Here is a 14,184-nt window from a genome sequence, read left to right as displayed (position 1 = left end):
ATGGCGACAAGCCCTATTGGAGAAGAGAAATGCAGTTTGCAATGGAAATCTTAAGTGTTGCTTTAAGCGCTGCCCCCTGGCTGCTGTTGGGTCTGTTTATTGCTGGGCTGATTAAAGCCTGGTTACCAGAACGGCTATTACAACGCTGGATGGGCGGTCAGGGACTGGGCAGTATTTCGCGAGCCGCAGTCATTGGCATGCCCCTACCCTTGTGTTCCTGTGGTGCGATTCCCACCGCGCTGGCCTTGCATCGCGGCGGTGCCGGGCGGGGGCCAACCACCTCCTTTCTAATTAGTACACCCGGCGTTGGGGTGGACTCAGTTTTGCTGACCAGTGTGCTGCTGGGGCCTTTTATGGCCGGGATGCGAGTTCTGGGTGCCCTGGTAACGGCGATCACCACCGGCCTGCTCGTTGGCTTAACCCACTCTAAAAACCAACCAACCGCTCAATCAGAATCCAGTTCCTGCTGTGCCTCCAGCAACTCAGGCTGTGGCAGCAGTGAGGCAAAAACCAGCGAACCGATAGGCTTGAGTAACGGCCTGCGCTATGCCTTTAGCGATCTGCTGGATGATATCAGTGCCTGGGTTTTTGCCGGTCTTCTGCTTGCTGGAGTGCTGGTCACTCTGGTGCCACCGGCAACCCTGTCTGGCCTATCCGGTGGCTTGCTCCCCTTGATGTTAATGGCGGTAATCGGTATTCCGCTTTACATCTGCGCAGCAGCAGCGACCCCTATTGCAGCTGGCCTGCTGTTGACGGGCATTTCACCCGGCATGGCTTTAGTGTTTTTGCTGGCCGGCCCCATTACCAGCCTGGCCACCCTGGGACTTTTGCGTCGGGAATTCGGCACCCAGGGCTTGCTGATTTATTTGGGCAGTATTCTGCTGGTCACCGTCACTCTTGGCTGGTTGCTGGATTATCTGTTAACTTTTACGGATCTCAACCCTGTGACTCAGGCCAGCCAGGTGCAGGAGCTACTGCCCTTTTTCCTGGAGATTCTAGCCCTGCTGCTACTGACTACCCTGGCTGTTCGACCCCTGAGACGACGACTGCTGGGTTTCTGAATCCGCTTTGGGAAGGGGTTTGAAGGGCATCAGCAACAGGTCTTTCAAACCCAGCTTTTCCTGCATTTGCTGGTAATCCAGCCCCAGAGTCATCTTTAAATGGCCGTCTTTGGGGTCCTGGGTATAGGTGCCCAGCAACCTGTCCCAGATGGAAAGAAAAAAACCATAGTTACTGTTGGTTTCCCGCGGGTGGATGGAGTGGTGAATCCGATGCATATCTGGGGTGATGACAAACCAGCGGATGACTCTTTCCAGACGAGGTTTAAGGCGGATATTGGCATGACTGAACATGGAAGCGGCATTGAGCAGAGCTTCAAATACCAGCACCGTCAGCGGATGCAGACCCAGGGCGGCAACCACGGCTACCTTGTAGATCAAGGACAAGAGGATTTCTAGAGGATGAAACCTTAAGCCGCTAGTAACATCCAGATCCAGGTCGGCATGATGCACCTGATGCAAACGCCAAAAAAACGGCAAAGCATGCGCCAGCACATGCTGCAGGTAGATGGCCAAATCCAGCAACAAAAGACCGATCAAAAAAGCCAGCCACCAGGGCAGCTCCACAAGGTTGAGCAACCCCCAGCCTTCAGCCTGAACATGCACAGCCATCAGTACAGCCGCTGCCCCCAAGGTGGCACGCTGAATGACCACATTTAAAGCGATCAGCCCCAGGTTAATACCCCAGCGTTTTTTGCGCGACTCGCGCCACTGGCGCTTGGGCTGCCAGAATTCCAGGCTGGCCACCAGCAAGAGTACTAGGAGAAAAATACCCAGTCTGAAGGTCGCTTCACCGTCCATTTTTACTCCTTATTGTGACAAGGCTCCACCGCAACTACTGCCCTGGCCTGCGGTGCAGCCATAGCAATGATCCGCGACACGAATGGGTTGGCCCTGCAGGTCAGCATCCAAAAGATCCTGCAGATGAACCGCTTGTTGGGCATCACCCAGGGGCAGTTGGAGTTGCTGGTTGAAATCACAATCATGTACCTGGCCCAAATAGTCCACCGAGAGGGTATTCAAGCACATCAGCCCCGGCAGGGTGGCATGATTAAAGCTGGCTTTCAGCAGATCCATATAGGTTTCAAACTCACCACGGCTGATCAGGGTGCTGCCAAAACGCTGAATCGGCATGTTGGCAAGAGTTAAAAGATGATTAAAATGAATACCAAAATGCTTGTACAACTCTTGTTTATATGCAGCCTCCAATTCCTGCTGAGCAGGCGGCAAACTGGGACCGAGCGGGTTATACACCAGATTCAACTGCAGGCCACTGCCTTCCTTGCCATAACCCAGATCATTAAGTTGCTTGAGTCCTTTCAAACTGGCTTCAAATACACCATCACCCCGCTGGGCATCGACATTTTTCGCCGAATAGCAGGGTAAAGAAGCCACCACTTCCACTTGGTTCTCAGCCAAAAATTCTGCAGTCGTTTCCTGTCCGGGTTCACAAAGAATCGTCAGGTTGCAGCGATCAATGACTTTCACATCCCGCTTACGCGCTTCCTGAACCAACCAGCGAAATTGGGGATGAAGTTCAGGCGCGCCCCCGGTAACATCCAGAGTATGAATGCTCGGGTTCCGATCCAGCATGGCTAACAAAAGTTCCAGCGTTTCCTGACTCATCGCTTCTTTGCGCTTGGGGCTGGAAGCCACATGACAATGAAAGCAAGACTGATTGCAGGTTAGGGTAATATTGGCCTGTAAAACTTCCAGCTGACCGCGAGCCAGGGCTGGAAAGTCGGTTGCTATCAAGCGTGGCAGGGTGGCATGCATCTGAATCTCCTTAAGAATTCGCTATCGTGTTCAGTTTAGTCGTTGCTTTCCTGCATATCTTACATAGGCCTGAAAAAAATCCATGAGTTCAACTACTTCTTACCTCGAAGCGGCCAAGCATTGGCAACTTTTGGACTCCTGGTTGCACCAACATCGGCCCTTCTGGATTGCTCAGCCTTTTACTAGCCAGCCTGACTGGACTCTCCATTATCCTGAAATGGCAGCCTGGCTGGAAAACCTGGGAACTGCTGATTGCGAAAATTTTGAGCAACACCCAGATCAACTCTGCCAGCCACTGCAAGCCTGGTTACCTGCGCTTGCAGATCGCAGCCACTTGCTTGAACTACCCCTGGTGGGCGGCAAAGACTGCAGTCTGCCAGAAAAATACGCTAAAGCCATGCCTGGTCGCAAACGCCTTCAAGCCGGTGCTCTGGTCGGTGCCCTACTGCCACTGCCAAGCCCTATCTTTGATTGGTGTTCTGGCAGCGGTCATTTGGCCCGTACGCTAGCCGCTCAAACTCAACACCCGGTTCTGGGTTTAGAAAAGGATATACAACTGGTCAACAAGGGTAATCAACTGGCAGAAGCCGCTGGGGATGCCGTCAGAATTCAACAGCAGGATGTCCTGGCTTTCAAAGAGGCTTGGCCCCAGGAGCCGCATGGCGTGGCCCTGCATGCCTGCGGTGATCTTCATCGCCAGTTAATCAAAAAAGCCATTCAACATCGCCTGCCACGTCTGAGTTTTTCGCCCTGTTGTTATCACTTGATTGCAGCCGATAGCTGGCAGCCCCTCTCCCAACAGGCCAAAAACAGCCTTTTACAAGGGCTGGATAAGAGCTTGTTACGTCTGGCCGTTCAGGAAACTGTCACTGCTCCCGAACGGGTAGCCCGCCAAAGAGATCAACTCAAAACCTGGCGATTGGGCTTTGATGCCTTGCAGCGCCAGCTATTTCAGCAGGATCAGTATTTACCCCTGCCCTCGGTTTCACCGCGCTGGCTGCAAGGCAGTTTTGCTGATTTTTGTCGCTGGGCTGCAGAACACAAGGGACTCCAACTGCCACCTCAAATCGATTTCAGTGAATGGGAAGAACGAGGCGAAAAGCGCCTGATTCAGGTTCAACGCCATGAGCTTCTCAGGCACCTGTTTCGCCGCCCTTTGGAGATCTGGCTGGTCCTGGACTATGTATTAGCACTTGAGGAAGCTGGCTATCAGGTCAAGCTGGGGCACTTCTGTAAGCGGGAATTAACGCCTCGTAACCTGTTAATTGATGCCTGGCTTCCAGAAATGAAAATGGCCCGCTCTCAAGAGCAGGCCTAAATCGAATTAAGGCAGGATCAGGCCGCTTTGTCTTCACTGGCCTGATGTTCCAGGGTCGACCGCTGTTGTTCATCCTGTTGGCTTTCAATAGTGATGCGCTTGGGTTTCATGGCTTCAGGAATCACCTTGACCAGATTAATTTCCAGAAGGCCATTTTGCAGGCGCGCACCCTTGACTTCGACATGATCAGCCAAGCTGAATTTGCGCTCAAAAGAGCGGAAGGCAATACCCTGGTGAACAAATTCACGTTCTTTATCCCCCTCTTTCTCAGCTTTTTGGCCTTTGATTGTTAACAGGCCGCCTTCAACCTGTACATCTAGTTCGCTTTCTTCAAAACCAGCAACCGCCAGGGTAACGGCATAGTGGTTTTCATCCACGACCTCGATGTTATAGGGAGGGTAACCACCGGCATTCTGCTCGGAACGCAAAGCCGAATCCAACAGACTGCCCAGGCGATCAAAACCAACACTGCTACGATAGAAGGGAGTCAGGTCAATTGAGTTCATCATCAGATCCTCCTCTAAGCAATCGATCAACAAACCCAGTTAACAACAGTCAGAAAGCCTCTGGAATCGACGACTTTCTTGGTTTTTTTAGATGGGGTCTTTGCTGTTTTTTTCAAGCCTAAAAAAATCTCTTAAAAATAATTGTACAATCCTTGACAGAAACCTATACATGGTCCACCTTATACATGGCGTAGCAAACCTATGAACACAACAACCCAGCAAATATCAGGAGTAACTCATGGAAGTTCTATCTTTCGGTTCCGACAACATTGAAAACAGCCTGGCCAATATGTCCAAGCAGCAGTTGGATGATGTTGCCTTCGGTGCGATTCAACTTGATGGACAAGGCAAAATCCTGCAGTACAACGCTGCAGAAGGTGATATCACCGGACGTGATCCCGGCAAGGTTATTGGTAAGAGCTTCTTTAAAGAGGTCGCTCCCTGTACTAACCGCCCCGAGTTCAAAGGTCGCTTTGATGAAGGTGTTAAATCAGGCAACCTGAACGTCATGTTCGAGTACACCTTTGACTATGAAATGAAGCCCACCAAAGTGAAGGTACACATGAAAAAAGCCCTCACTGGTGATAGCTACTGGGTCTTCGTTAAGCGCCTTTAATCACTTAAGGAAACAGGGGTCAGCATGTCTAATCTGGAACTCTCATCAACACAGCTATTTGAGGTCACTCGATCACTACTGGCTGATGAACTCAAGGGGCTTCGCCCTCATGCCGTTGAGGAGATATTTCCTGAAGATTGGAAGGCTGACACCTGGATTTCTACCCCACTGAGTGGTCATCAAGCCTTATCCCTTCACGCTGATTCTTTGGAGAGAATGGCACTGGCTACTCGGGTGGCTGATTTTTTTGAAATTCGTGAAAGTGGTTTGGAAGACTATCTACTGCGCTTCAAAACTCTGGGCGAATGGGTCGAACTGGTCCAGGAAGCACGCAAGCGCGGCTCGCGCAATTTAACCTTTCTAACCTCAGGCAGCAGCGGCGAGCCCAAACCCTGTCCGCAATCCTGGGACACCCTGGTCAATGAAGTTGATTACTTTCGTGAATACTTTACATCACTTCAAAAAGAACCCATCAAACGTATCCTGGTACTCAACCCCTGCCACCATATTTATGGCTTTCTATTTTCGGTGATTTTACCCGACCGCTTACAGGTACCTGTCATCCGGGGTCATCAGGCTTTTTTTCAGGTTCAAGGCCGCAAACTTTTGCCCGGCGATTTGATCGTTGGTTTTCCCTATGCCTGGAAACAGCTGGCACGCAGCCAAAAAACCTTTCCTGAAGGCATTATCGGCCTGACATCCACCGGCCCCTGTGATCCAAAGGTTATCGAGCAGCTTCATCAACAAGGGCTGCAATCACTCGTTGAAATTTACGGCTCCAGTGAAACCGGGGGCATCGGTTATCGTGCCAACCCCCAGCAACCCTTCCAGCTACTGCCCCGCTGGCAGCGTTTTGAAGACAGTAACGAGTTACTGCTGGAAAAAGCTTCTCATCAACCGGTTGCCCTGAATGACTTACTGGAATGGCAAAACCAGCAGGCCTTCTATCCACGAGGCCGACTTGATGAAGCCGTACAAGTCGGCGGAATTAATGTTTTTCCCCAACAGTTGGAAAAGCGCCTGCAAGACTTACCGGGTGTTGAAGCCGCCAAAGTACGCCTGATGTCACCCAGCGAAGGAGAACGCTTGAAAGCCTTTATAGTTCCTGAAGTAGAGGCAGCCAAAAACCCTGAAGCCCTTATTCGACAACTAGACAACTGGTGTCGACAGCATCTGGCTGCCGCTGAGCAACCCAAAGCCTTTACTCTGGGCAGCCAATTACCCGTCAATGACCTGGGTAAATCCTGTGATTGGCCCTTGCAAACCCGTCCGCTTCCATTAAATGAGTAACCATCCATGACTAGTATTCAACTGACCGGTGCGGGATCTCTAACCAGTCATCAACTGGAAGCCATCAGTTTGGGCAGCCGCTTGCAACTTGGAGAAGATCGCTGGCAAGCTGTTGAGCAATGCCGGGTTTTCCTGGAGCAACTGATTGATGACAAACGCCGTATCTATGGTGTAACGACCGGCTATGGCCCCCTGGCCAATACCTATGTTGATACAGCTGCTTCAGCCCGTTTACAGCAGGGTCTGGTTTATCATCTCAGCAGTGGCACAGGCCCGCTACTGAGCAAGCAACAAGTCAGAGCCATTATGGCCGCCCGCGCAGTGACCCTGGCTCGTGGCCATTCCGCCATTCGTCCTGAAGCCTTGCAACTACTGCTCGACTGCCTGAATCAAGACCTGATCCCTCAGGTCCCCGCCATAGGCACCGTAGGTGCCAGTGGTGACCTAACGCCTCTGGCTCATATTACTCTTGGTCTTATGGGTCAGGGTGATGTCTGGTGGCAGGGTGAAACCCTGAATGCCGCTCAAGCCCTGGAAAAAGCCGGACTTCAGCCTTTGAACCCTGAAGGCAAAGATGCCTTGGCACTGGTTAATGGCACTTCAGCCATGACCGGTATGGCGGCACTGAATACCTGTCAGGCTGAGCGTCTGTTAAAGCTTTCTGTCACCCTAACAGGTCTTTATGGCGAACTGCTGTCCGGTCATCTAGAAGCTTTACAGCCCGGCCTGGCTGAGCTGCGTCCTCACCCAGGTCAAGCCTGGGCTCAGCAAGCGCTTCTCAATGCCTGCCAAGACAGTCAGTTACTTCAGCAGGTAGAGCAGCCTCCACCCCGCTTACCTGCCGATTTACCCGAAGGCGAGGCACGACATCATCAGCCTTTGCCCCAGGATGCCTATACTTTCCGCTGCGCTCCCCAGCACTTGGGCGCGGTCAAAGACACGCTGGATTTTCATCAGCAGGTGGTTGACCGGGAAATCCATGCCGTCACCGACAATCCACTGTTTCTGCCGGAAAGTGGCGAAGTACTCCACGGCGGTAACTTCTTTGGTCAGCATATTGCTCTGGCTGCTGATGCACTCAACAATACCTTAATCACCCTGGCTGTACACAGTGAAAGACGTATTGCTAGGATTACCGACCCTTCAATGAATCATGGCCTGCCACCCTTCCTGCGTGGTAATAACAATGGCCTGCACAGTGGTTTTATGGGTGCTCAGGTAACAGCTACTGCCCTGGTTGCAGAAATGCGAACCCAGGCCAGCCCAGCCAGCATTCAATCCATCGCTACCAATGCCAATAACCAGGATGTGGTGACGATGGGTACTCTGGCAGCCAGGCGCTGTGCGACCACTCTTGAGCGTTTAAGTGAACTTCTAGCCATTGAAAGCCTGATTCTTAGCCAAGGCTATGAACTCAAGGGCGGTGCCTCAGCCGGCTTTTCCAAGTCAGCCACGCAACTGCATCGAGCGGTGCGCAAAACAGCCGATGGCCTGACCGATGACCGCCCACTTGCTGGCGATATTCAACAACTGAGCCAACAATTTACCAACCCCACCCTGATGGCACCTTTTTTAACATAATCAAGCTTGTAGTTTTATCAGAAAGCCTTCAGTCTAAGCCTCCTGTAAATCCATCTGGCCGCAAGGAGGCTAAATGACACCCCTCATCTGGATAGCTATTGGCCTGCTGCTGATTCTCTCTGAATTGCTGGCCACCAGTATTGTTGCTGTTTTTCTTGGCCTCGGTGCTCTGGCTGCGGGCATTGCCCTGCAGCTCGGCTGGGTCGACAGCCTGACAGCGCAACTGGTGGTGTTCAGTCTGGTCAGTGCCACCTCCCTGTTGCTTGCCCGTCGAAAACTGAAAACCTGGTTTGTCGGTGAAACGCGTAACACTCAAAATTCCAATCAGCACTTTCAACAGGAAATTGGACAAAGGGTCGAAGTCATCGAAGATTTTCAACAGGGTGCAGGACGCGTCCTTCTCAATGGCGTTCCCTGGGATGCTTACAGTGAAGACTCTCTCAAAAAAGGCGACATCGCCTGGGTAACTGCCAACCGCGGCATCCAGCTGTTTGTTACTCAGCAATCCCCCAACTCAGCAACATCCAAGGAGTAGTAGAATGACTAATGTGGATTTTGGTAGCCTTCTGGCCATTGGCCTGGCACTTTTTGTTGTTATTACTGTGCTCAAGTCAGCACGCATCGTTCCACAAAGATCCAACTTTGTAATTGAACGCCTGGGCAAATATAACCGGACTCTGGATTCTGGTTTTCACATCCTCATCCCCTTTATCGACAAGGTGGCCTATGCTCACACACTCAAAGAAGAAGTGATCGATGTTGAGCGCCAGGCTTGTGTCACTAAAGACAACATCCAGGTCGGTATCAATGGTGTCATGTACATCCAGGTGGTGGATGCTCACCAGGCCAGTTATGGCATTAACAACTACCGCTATGCTGCTTCCCAGCTGGCCCAGACCACCATGCGTTCGGTGATTGGTCAAACAGACCTGGATAAAACCTTTGAAGAAAGGGCCAAAATCAACGAGGAAGTGGTCCGCGCCCTGGATGACGCCGCCAAGCCTTGGGGCATCAAGGTATTGCGTTACGAAATCTCCGACATCGAACTGCCGGCCAGCATCAAGGATGCTTTGGAACAGCAGATGCGTGCCGAGCGTGAACGCCGCGCTGCCATTGCCAAATCCGAAGGTGAACGTCAGGCCATGATCAATGTTTCTGAAGGTCAGAAGCAGGAAGTGATTAACCTCTCGGAAGGTGAAAAGCTCAAACAAATCAATGAAGCTGAAGGCCGCGCCCAAGAAATTGAACTGATAGCAACAGCAACTGCTGAAGGTCTTCGTAAAATCGCTCTGGCAATCAAAGAAGAAGGTGGCCGTGATGCCGTCAGCTTGCGCGTTGCTGAGCAATACGTGAAAGAATTCGGTAATCTGGCGAAAACCAACAACACCATGATTATTCCAGCTGAACTGGCTAATATTGGTGGTGCCGTAGCCGGTATTACTGAGGTTCTCAAAACCGCTCAAGGCGTTAAATCAGCTTAACGCTTAAGGCCGACTTGCCCCAGCTGGAAGGCCTTTGTATGCTGGCTGGAATATCCTCTAATTCAGCCAGTATCGGGGCCAGAATGCAGCGTTTTTTCAACTACCTCAGCAATCTGCTGGGAATTGACAAGAACTCCACTTCGCATACAGAGAAATTAATTTCTGTTGCAGGTGTTCTGATCGGCCTGATTACCATCCGGGAAATATCCAGCTGGTATCTGGCCGACAGCAGCTCACTGCTCATGATCGCCTCCATGGGTGCCAGCGCCATTCTGATTTTTGGTATGCCTCATGGTGCCCTATCCCAACCCTGGCCGGTCATGGGCGGTCACCTGGTTGCTGCAACCATAGGCGTTACCCTGAGCCGCTTTTTCCCTATTGATTGGTGGACACCCGCCCTGGCTGTAGCCTTGGCCATGGGTGCGATGCACTATCTGCACTGCATTCACCCACCAGGTGGGGCAACCGCCATGATTGCGGTCATTGGTGGCGAACAGGTGCACTCTCTAGGCTATGCCTATCTCTTTACACCGGTATTAATGAATGTCGTCAGCCTCTTACTGGTTGCCATTCTATTCAACAGTCTCTTTCCCTGGCGTCGCTATCCGGTTTACCTGGCCTTGTCTTCTTATACCGAACCCCAGCTACCGAAGAATTTTTCTGCGGAACCCGAACCTGAAGACTTTGATGCTGCCCTGGCCGAGCTGGATTCCTATCGCGACATCACTACCGAAGAGTTGACCGAGCTTTACCAACGTGCCAAATACCAGGCTTCCTTAAGAATTGAAGAAGAAAACCGCAAGCGTCAAGAAGAAGCCAGGCGAAAGCGTAAAGTGAATCGACTGCTCAAGAAAACATCTTGAGAAACCTCGCTGATCCTTCCTGGTATCAAGCCAGGTGCTTTAACGAAACCTCGGTATTATCCACGACCTTACGCATTACAAAGCTGGAATGAACGCCTGTCACCCCGGGAATTTGGGTAATGGTATTCAATAGAAACTCCTGGTAGAACTCCATATCCGGCACCACCACCTTAACGGTGTAGTCTGCTGATTGTCCGGTCACCAGAAAACATTCCACCACCTCCGGGCAGCTGCTGACAATACGATCAAACTCGGCAAAACGATCCGGGGTATGACGATCCAGAGCAATTTGGATATAAGCCGTCAACTTCAGTCCCAGTTTGGACTGGTTCAAGCGCGCCACATAGCGGCTGATATAGCCTTCATACTGTAACTGCTTAACTCTGCGTGAACAGGGAGAAGGAGATAGGCCCACCTGTTCAGCTAACTCCTGATTGCTGATACTGCTGTCTTTTTGCAAAGCATCCAGGATACGACGGTCGGTACGGTCCAATTTCATCACACTCACCACCAATAAAAAAATGACCAGTGCAATCTATCACCCAAAAAACAATATATAAAGCAATTGGAAATCAAAATACTGAAAATAAAAAGCATATCCGCAATCTTTCATCCTTTGCTTTCAGCTACACTGATCTACATCAAATTCTCCATCCAACAGCCAAGCGAGCGATGACCATGACAGCTTTTGATCACACCAAGTATCGCCCTTTCCAACCCGTCAACTTGACGGATCGTCAGTGGCCCAATCAAGTATTGGATAAGGCACCCATCTGGTGCAGTGTTGATCTACGTGATGGTAACCAGGCACTGATCGACCCCATGACGGTTGAGCAAAAAAAGCGCCTTTTTAAGCTGCTGGTTAAAATAGGCTTTAAGCAAATCGAAGTCGGCTTTCCAGCAGCTTCCCAGCCTGATTTTGATTTTGTGCGGGCCTTGATTGACGAAAACCTGATTCCGGATGATGTCACTGTTCAGGTACTGACTCAGGCTCGTGAACACCTGATCGATCGCACCATTGAGGCTCTGAAAGGTGTCAAAAAAGCCATCGTGCACGTTTACAACTCCACCTCGACAGTCCAGCGCGAGCAGGTGTTCCAGATGAGTCGTGAAGAAATCACGGCTATTGCCGTTCAGGGGGTACGCTTGGTTAAAGAGCGGGTGGCCCAGCACCCGGACACTGAATGGCGCTTGGAATATTCACCTGAAAGCTTTACCGGTACTGAGTTGGATTTTGCAGTCGAAATCTGCGATGCAGTAGTCAAAGAATGGCAACCCACACCAGACAACAAAATCCTTCTCAATCTGCCAGCGACCGTGGAAATGTCCACGCCCAATGTTTTTGCCGATCAAATTGAATGGTTCTGCCGTCATATCCAGCAAAGGGATGCCGTGGAAATCAGTCTGCACACCCATAACGACCGCGGCTGTGCCGTGGCCGCTGCTGAATTGGGTCTGATGGCTGGGGCTGATCGGGTTGAGGGCACGCTGATGGGTAATGGCGAGCGTACCGGCAATATGGATGTGATCACCCTGGCCATGAATCTGTACAGCCAGGGTGTCGACCCAGAGCTTTATTTGGCCGATGCCGAAGAAATTGTTGAAGTCGTCGAAGCCTGCACCCAAATTCCTGTGAATCCACGTCATCCTTACGTGGGCGAACTGGTTTACACCGCCTTCTCTGGCAGCCATCAGGATGCCATCAAGAAGTCTTTGAGCCGACAAGAGCCTGAACAAGGCTGGAATGTGGCTTATTTGCCCATAGACCCCCAGGATTTGGGTCGCAGCTATGAGGCCGTTATTCGCATTAACAGCCAGTCTGGCAAGGGCGGTGTTGCCTATATTCTGGAAGCTGACCAGGGCTTAAAACTGCCACGCTGGTTACAGATGGAGTTTTCCCGCAAAGTTCAGGCAAAAACCGAAGCGGAAGCAAGAGAATTGAAGCGCCAGGAAATCTGGGACACCTTCAACGCAACCTATCTTGCTCATCCGGACTTAGCCGAATTGGTCAGCTACCAGTTGGAGCGCAGTGACCAGGATTATCTGACGGCAGTGATTCGCCAGCGGGGTGAAACCCGTGAACTGCGTGGCGAAGGCAAGGGGGCGATCCATGCCCTGACGGAAGCATTAAAAGACCAATTGGGCTGCGAAATCCAGGTCACCGAATACAATGAGCATTCCCTGGCAACCGGAAGCGATGCCAAGGCTGCAACCTATATTCAATTGCAAGTCGGTGAGCAAACCTTCTCAGGCGTTGCCATTAGCGAAGACACTGTTGCTGCCAACCTGAATGCGGTCCTGGCAGCAGTCAGCCCAGCTTTGGTCTCACGGCAAACCCAGGCGGCTTAATCAGCTACTGGCCTCATCTATCATTGAGGCCACCTGTTCAGCGGTTGCTGCCGCCAGGGTCCATCCCAAATGACCATGGCCGGTATTGTAATAAACACTGGGTGATTTACCTGGCCCAACCCTGGGCATCATGTCCGGGGTCATGGGCCGCAAGCCCGTCCAGGGAACCACGTCATTTGTAGCCACCCCAGGAAAGAATTCTTCAACCCAGCGAATCAGTGGCTGAATGCGGTCAGCACGAATATCCTTGTTGTAGCCATTAAACTCGGCCGTACCTGCAACCCGCAGGCGCTGAGCTCCCAGACGACTGGAGACCAGCTTGTTGGCTTCATCCAAAAGACTGACATTAGGCGCAGCAGCCCGGCTGTCTTTATCTTTGAGGCGTACCGTAATGGAATAGCCCTTAACCGGATAAATCGGCAAGTGGTCACCCACTTGCGCGGCTAATTTTTTACTGCCCACCCCGGCACAAATCACTACCTTGTCATAGCTAACCGGCTCTCTTTGTTGGTTGTTTTCACCAGCAACCACCCAGGTTTTGCGTTGGTCGGTCAGCAATTGAAAGACCTGCTGGCGATAGAGGATTTTTCCGCCCAAACGCTCACAGGCTGCAGCCAAGCCTTGTGTATACTTGTGAATATCGCCCGTCGCATCGCTGGGTGTGTAGTAGCCCGAATAGATTTTACCTTGCAGACTTGGCTCAATTTCTTTGATTTCTTCGGGAGTAACGGCATAGCGTTCAAGGCCGGACTCCACCAGGAGTCGGTGTACTCGCTCAGCTTCATGAAATTCTGCTTCACTGCGATAAATGTGTAGTATGCCCTTTTTCTTTAAATCAAAATCAATGCCTTCTTCCTTTGCCCAGCCGAACAAGTGCTCACGCGCAGCGAGTGCCAAGCGTACCGTTTCACAGGTGTTTTCATCATGCCTGGGAATAGCACCAACGAATTTTGCCATCCAGGATATTTTTTGCCAGGAGGGCTTGGGATTCACCAGCAATGGAGCTTCAGGTGTAAACAGCCAACGCATTCCTTTCAAAAGGGTCGGCCAGGAGTTCCAAACGGCAGCATTACTTGCAGAAAGCTGACCACCATTGGCATAGGAGGTTTCCATGGCAGCATAACGCTGAGATTCGTAAAGGGTGACTTCATAACCCCTGCGCAAGAGGGCATAGGCTGTAGTAACACCAGCAATACCTCCACCAATAACGGCAATTTTCTTCATGCTGCCTCCACTTAACAAATTTATTGTTAAGTCTAGACAAATTTATCTAGTTTTTTCGACCAAAAAAATTATTCAGACCAGCAAATCTATCTAAATAGAATGAAATGACAGTTTTTTCTTCG

Annotated in this window: 14 protein-coding genes; 9 read left to right on the top strand and 5 right to left on the bottom strand. The window is 51.2% G+C overall.

Translation table 11 applies throughout. From position 1 onward, the window contains the following. Positions 1-29 precede the first annotated feature (29 nt). Positions 30-1,061 (top strand): SO_0444 family Cu/Zn efflux transporter, encoded by a 1,032-nt coding sequence (locus BM185_RS00355; protein WP_091957650.1) that lies wholly within the window; start codon positions 30-32, stop codon positions 1,059-1,061. Here BM185_RS00355 and BM185_RS00350 read toward each other — a convergent pair. After that, entirely contained in the window at positions 1,008-1,859 is an 852-nt protein-coding gene (locus tag BM185_RS00350) for a sterol desaturase family protein (RefSeq protein ID WP_091957648.1), read from the bottom strand. The genes BM185_RS00355 and BM185_RS00350 overlap by 54 nt on opposite strands. 9 nt (positions 1,860-1,868) lie before the next feature. Next, entirely contained in the window at positions 1,869-2,834 is a 966-nt protein-coding gene (arsS, locus tag BM185_RS00345; RefSeq protein ID WP_091957646.1) for an arsenosugar biosynthesis radical SAM (seleno)protein ArsS, read from the bottom strand. Positions 2,835-2,916: 82 nt separating this feature from the next. Here arsS and BM185_RS00340 point away from each other — a divergent pair, with 82 nt between their 5' ends. Continuing rightward, positions 2,917-4,152, top strand: a complete 1,236-nt coding sequence (locus BM185_RS00340; protein ID WP_091957644.1) for a methyltransferase — start codon at positions 2,917-2,919, stop codon at positions 4,150-4,152. A 17-nt stretch (positions 4,153-4,169) separates the two neighbouring features. On the opposite strand, the gene BM185_RS00335 is transcribed toward BM185_RS00340, so the two are convergent. Beyond that, positions 4,170-4,661, bottom strand: coding sequence for an Hsp20 family protein (locus tag BM185_RS00335; RefSeq protein WP_342713659.1), 492 nt, complete (start codon positions 4,659-4,661; stop codon positions 4,170-4,172). A 235-nt stretch (positions 4,662-4,896) separates the two neighbouring features. On the opposite strand from BM185_RS00335, the gene pyp reads away from it, so the two are divergent. From pyp to BM185_RS00305, 6 genes are all read left to right on the top strand, one after another. Further along, positions 4,897-5,274, top strand: coding sequence for a photoactive yellow protein (pyp, locus tag BM185_RS00330; protein WP_091957642.1), 378 nt, complete (start codon positions 4,897-4,899; stop codon positions 5,272-5,274). Between the two features lie 24 nt (positions 5,275-5,298). Then, the gene (locus BM185_RS00325) at positions 5,299-6,564 is read left to right on the top strand and encodes an AMP-binding protein (protein ID WP_091957641.1); all 1,266 of its coding nucleotides are present in this window, start codon (positions 5,299-5,301) and stop codon (positions 6,562-6,564) included. A 6-nt stretch (positions 6,565-6,570) separates the two neighbouring features. Next, positions 6,571-8,145, top strand: coding sequence for an HAL/PAL/TAL family ammonia-lyase (locus tag BM185_RS00320; RefSeq protein WP_091957638.1), 1,575 nt, complete (start codon positions 6,571-6,573; stop codon positions 8,143-8,145). A 73-nt stretch (positions 8,146-8,218) separates the two neighbouring features. Further along, positions 8,219-8,680, top strand: coding sequence for an NfeD family protein (locus BM185_RS00315; RefSeq protein WP_091957634.1), 462 nt, complete (start codon positions 8,219-8,221; stop codon positions 8,678-8,680). A gap of 4 nt (positions 8,681-8,684) precedes the next feature. After that, positions 8,685-9,626: an SPFH domain-containing protein gene (locus tag BM185_RS00310; RefSeq protein ID WP_091957631.1), complete on the top strand. Its 942-nt coding sequence runs from the start codon at positions 8,685-8,687 to the stop codon at positions 9,624-9,626. Positions 9,627-9,664: 38 nt separating this feature from the next. Beyond that, entirely contained in the window at positions 9,665-10,489 is an 825-nt protein-coding gene (locus tag BM185_RS00305) for an HPP family protein (protein ID WP_091957629.1), read from the top strand. A 25-nt stretch (positions 10,490-10,514) separates the two neighbouring features. Here BM185_RS00305 and BM185_RS00300 read toward each other — a convergent pair whose 3' ends face one another. Beyond that, positions 10,515-10,988 carry an Lrp/AsnC family transcriptional regulator gene (locus BM185_RS00300; RefSeq protein WP_091957627.1) on the bottom strand — a complete coding sequence of 158 codons (474 nt, stop codon included), beginning with the start codon at positions 10,986-10,988 and terminating at the stop codon, positions 10,515-10,517. A 179-nt stretch (positions 10,989-11,167) separates the two neighbouring features. On the opposite strand from BM185_RS00300, the gene leuA reads away from it, so the two are divergent. Next, positions 11,168-12,838: a 2-isopropylmalate synthase gene (gene leuA / locus BM185_RS00295; protein ID WP_091959814.1), complete on the top strand. Its 1,671-nt coding sequence runs from the start codon at positions 11,168-11,170 to the stop codon at positions 12,836-12,838. Here leuA and BM185_RS00290 read toward each other — a convergent pair whose 3' ends face one another. Then, positions 12,839-14,062 (bottom strand): D-amino acid dehydrogenase, encoded by a 1,224-nt coding sequence (locus BM185_RS00290; RefSeq protein WP_091957624.1) that lies wholly within the window; start codon positions 14,060-14,062, stop codon positions 12,839-12,841. Positions 14,063-14,184 lie beyond the last annotated feature (122 nt).

This window comes from Marinospirillum celere, assembly GCF_900112235.1.
Classification (GTDB): Bacteria; Pseudomonadota; Gammaproteobacteria; order Pseudomonadales; family Halomonadaceae; genus Marinospirillum; species Marinospirillum celere.
The sequence above is the reverse complement of the archived record's forward strand: the minus strand, read 5'-3'. Positions and strand labels throughout refer to the sequence as shown.

What these genes read in the sequence shown, in the direction of transcription:
- BM185_RS00355 (WP_091957650.1), top strand. Translation starts at nt 30, where the DNA reads ATGCAGTTTGCAATGGAAATCTTAAGTGTTGCTTTAAGCGCTGCCCCC.
- BM185_RS00350 (WP_091957648.1), bottom strand. Translation starts at nt 1,859, where the DNA reads ATGGACGGTGAAGCGACCTTCAGACTGGGTATTTTTCTCCTAGTACTC.
- arsS (WP_091957646.1), bottom strand. Translation starts at nt 2,834, where the DNA reads ATGCATGCCACCCTGCCACGCTTGATAGCAACCGACTTTCCAGCCCTG.
- BM185_RS00340 (WP_091957644.1), top strand. Translation starts at nt 2,917, where the DNA reads ATGAGTTCAACTACTTCTTACCTCGAAGCGGCCAAGCATTGGCAACTT.
- BM185_RS00335 (WP_342713659.1), bottom strand. Translation starts at nt 4,661, where the DNA reads ATGATGAACTCAATTGACCTGACTCCCTTCTATCGTAGCAGTGTTGGT.
- pyp (WP_091957642.1), top strand. Translation starts at nt 4,897, where the DNA reads ATGGAAGTTCTATCTTTCGGTTCCGACAACATTGAAAACAGCCTGGCC.
- BM185_RS00325 (WP_091957641.1), top strand. Translation starts at nt 5,299, where the DNA reads ATGTCTAATCTGGAACTCTCATCAACACAGCTATTTGAGGTCACTCGA.
- BM185_RS00320 (WP_091957638.1), top strand. Translation starts at nt 6,571, where the DNA reads ATGACTAGTATTCAACTGACCGGTGCGGGATCTCTAACCAGTCATCAA.
- BM185_RS00315 (WP_091957634.1), top strand. Translation starts at nt 8,219, where the DNA reads ATGACACCCCTCATCTGGATAGCTATTGGCCTGCTGCTGATTCTCTCT.
- BM185_RS00310 (WP_091957631.1), top strand. Translation starts at nt 8,685, where the DNA reads ATGACTAATGTGGATTTTGGTAGCCTTCTGGCCATTGGCCTGGCACTT.
- BM185_RS00305 (WP_091957629.1), top strand. Translation starts at nt 9,665, where the DNA reads ATGCTGGCTGGAATATCCTCTAATTCAGCCAGTATCGGGGCCAGAATG.
- BM185_RS00300 (WP_091957627.1), bottom strand. Translation starts at nt 10,988, where the DNA reads ATGAAATTGGACCGTACCGACCGTCGTATCCTGGATGCTTTGCAAAAA.
- leuA (WP_091959814.1), top strand. Translation starts at nt 11,168, where the DNA reads ATGACAGCTTTTGATCACACCAAGTATCGCCCTTTCCAACCCGTCAAC.
- BM185_RS00290 (WP_091957624.1), bottom strand. Translation starts at nt 14,062, where the DNA reads ATGAAGAAAATTGCCGTTATTGGTGGAGGTATTGCTGGTGTTACTACA.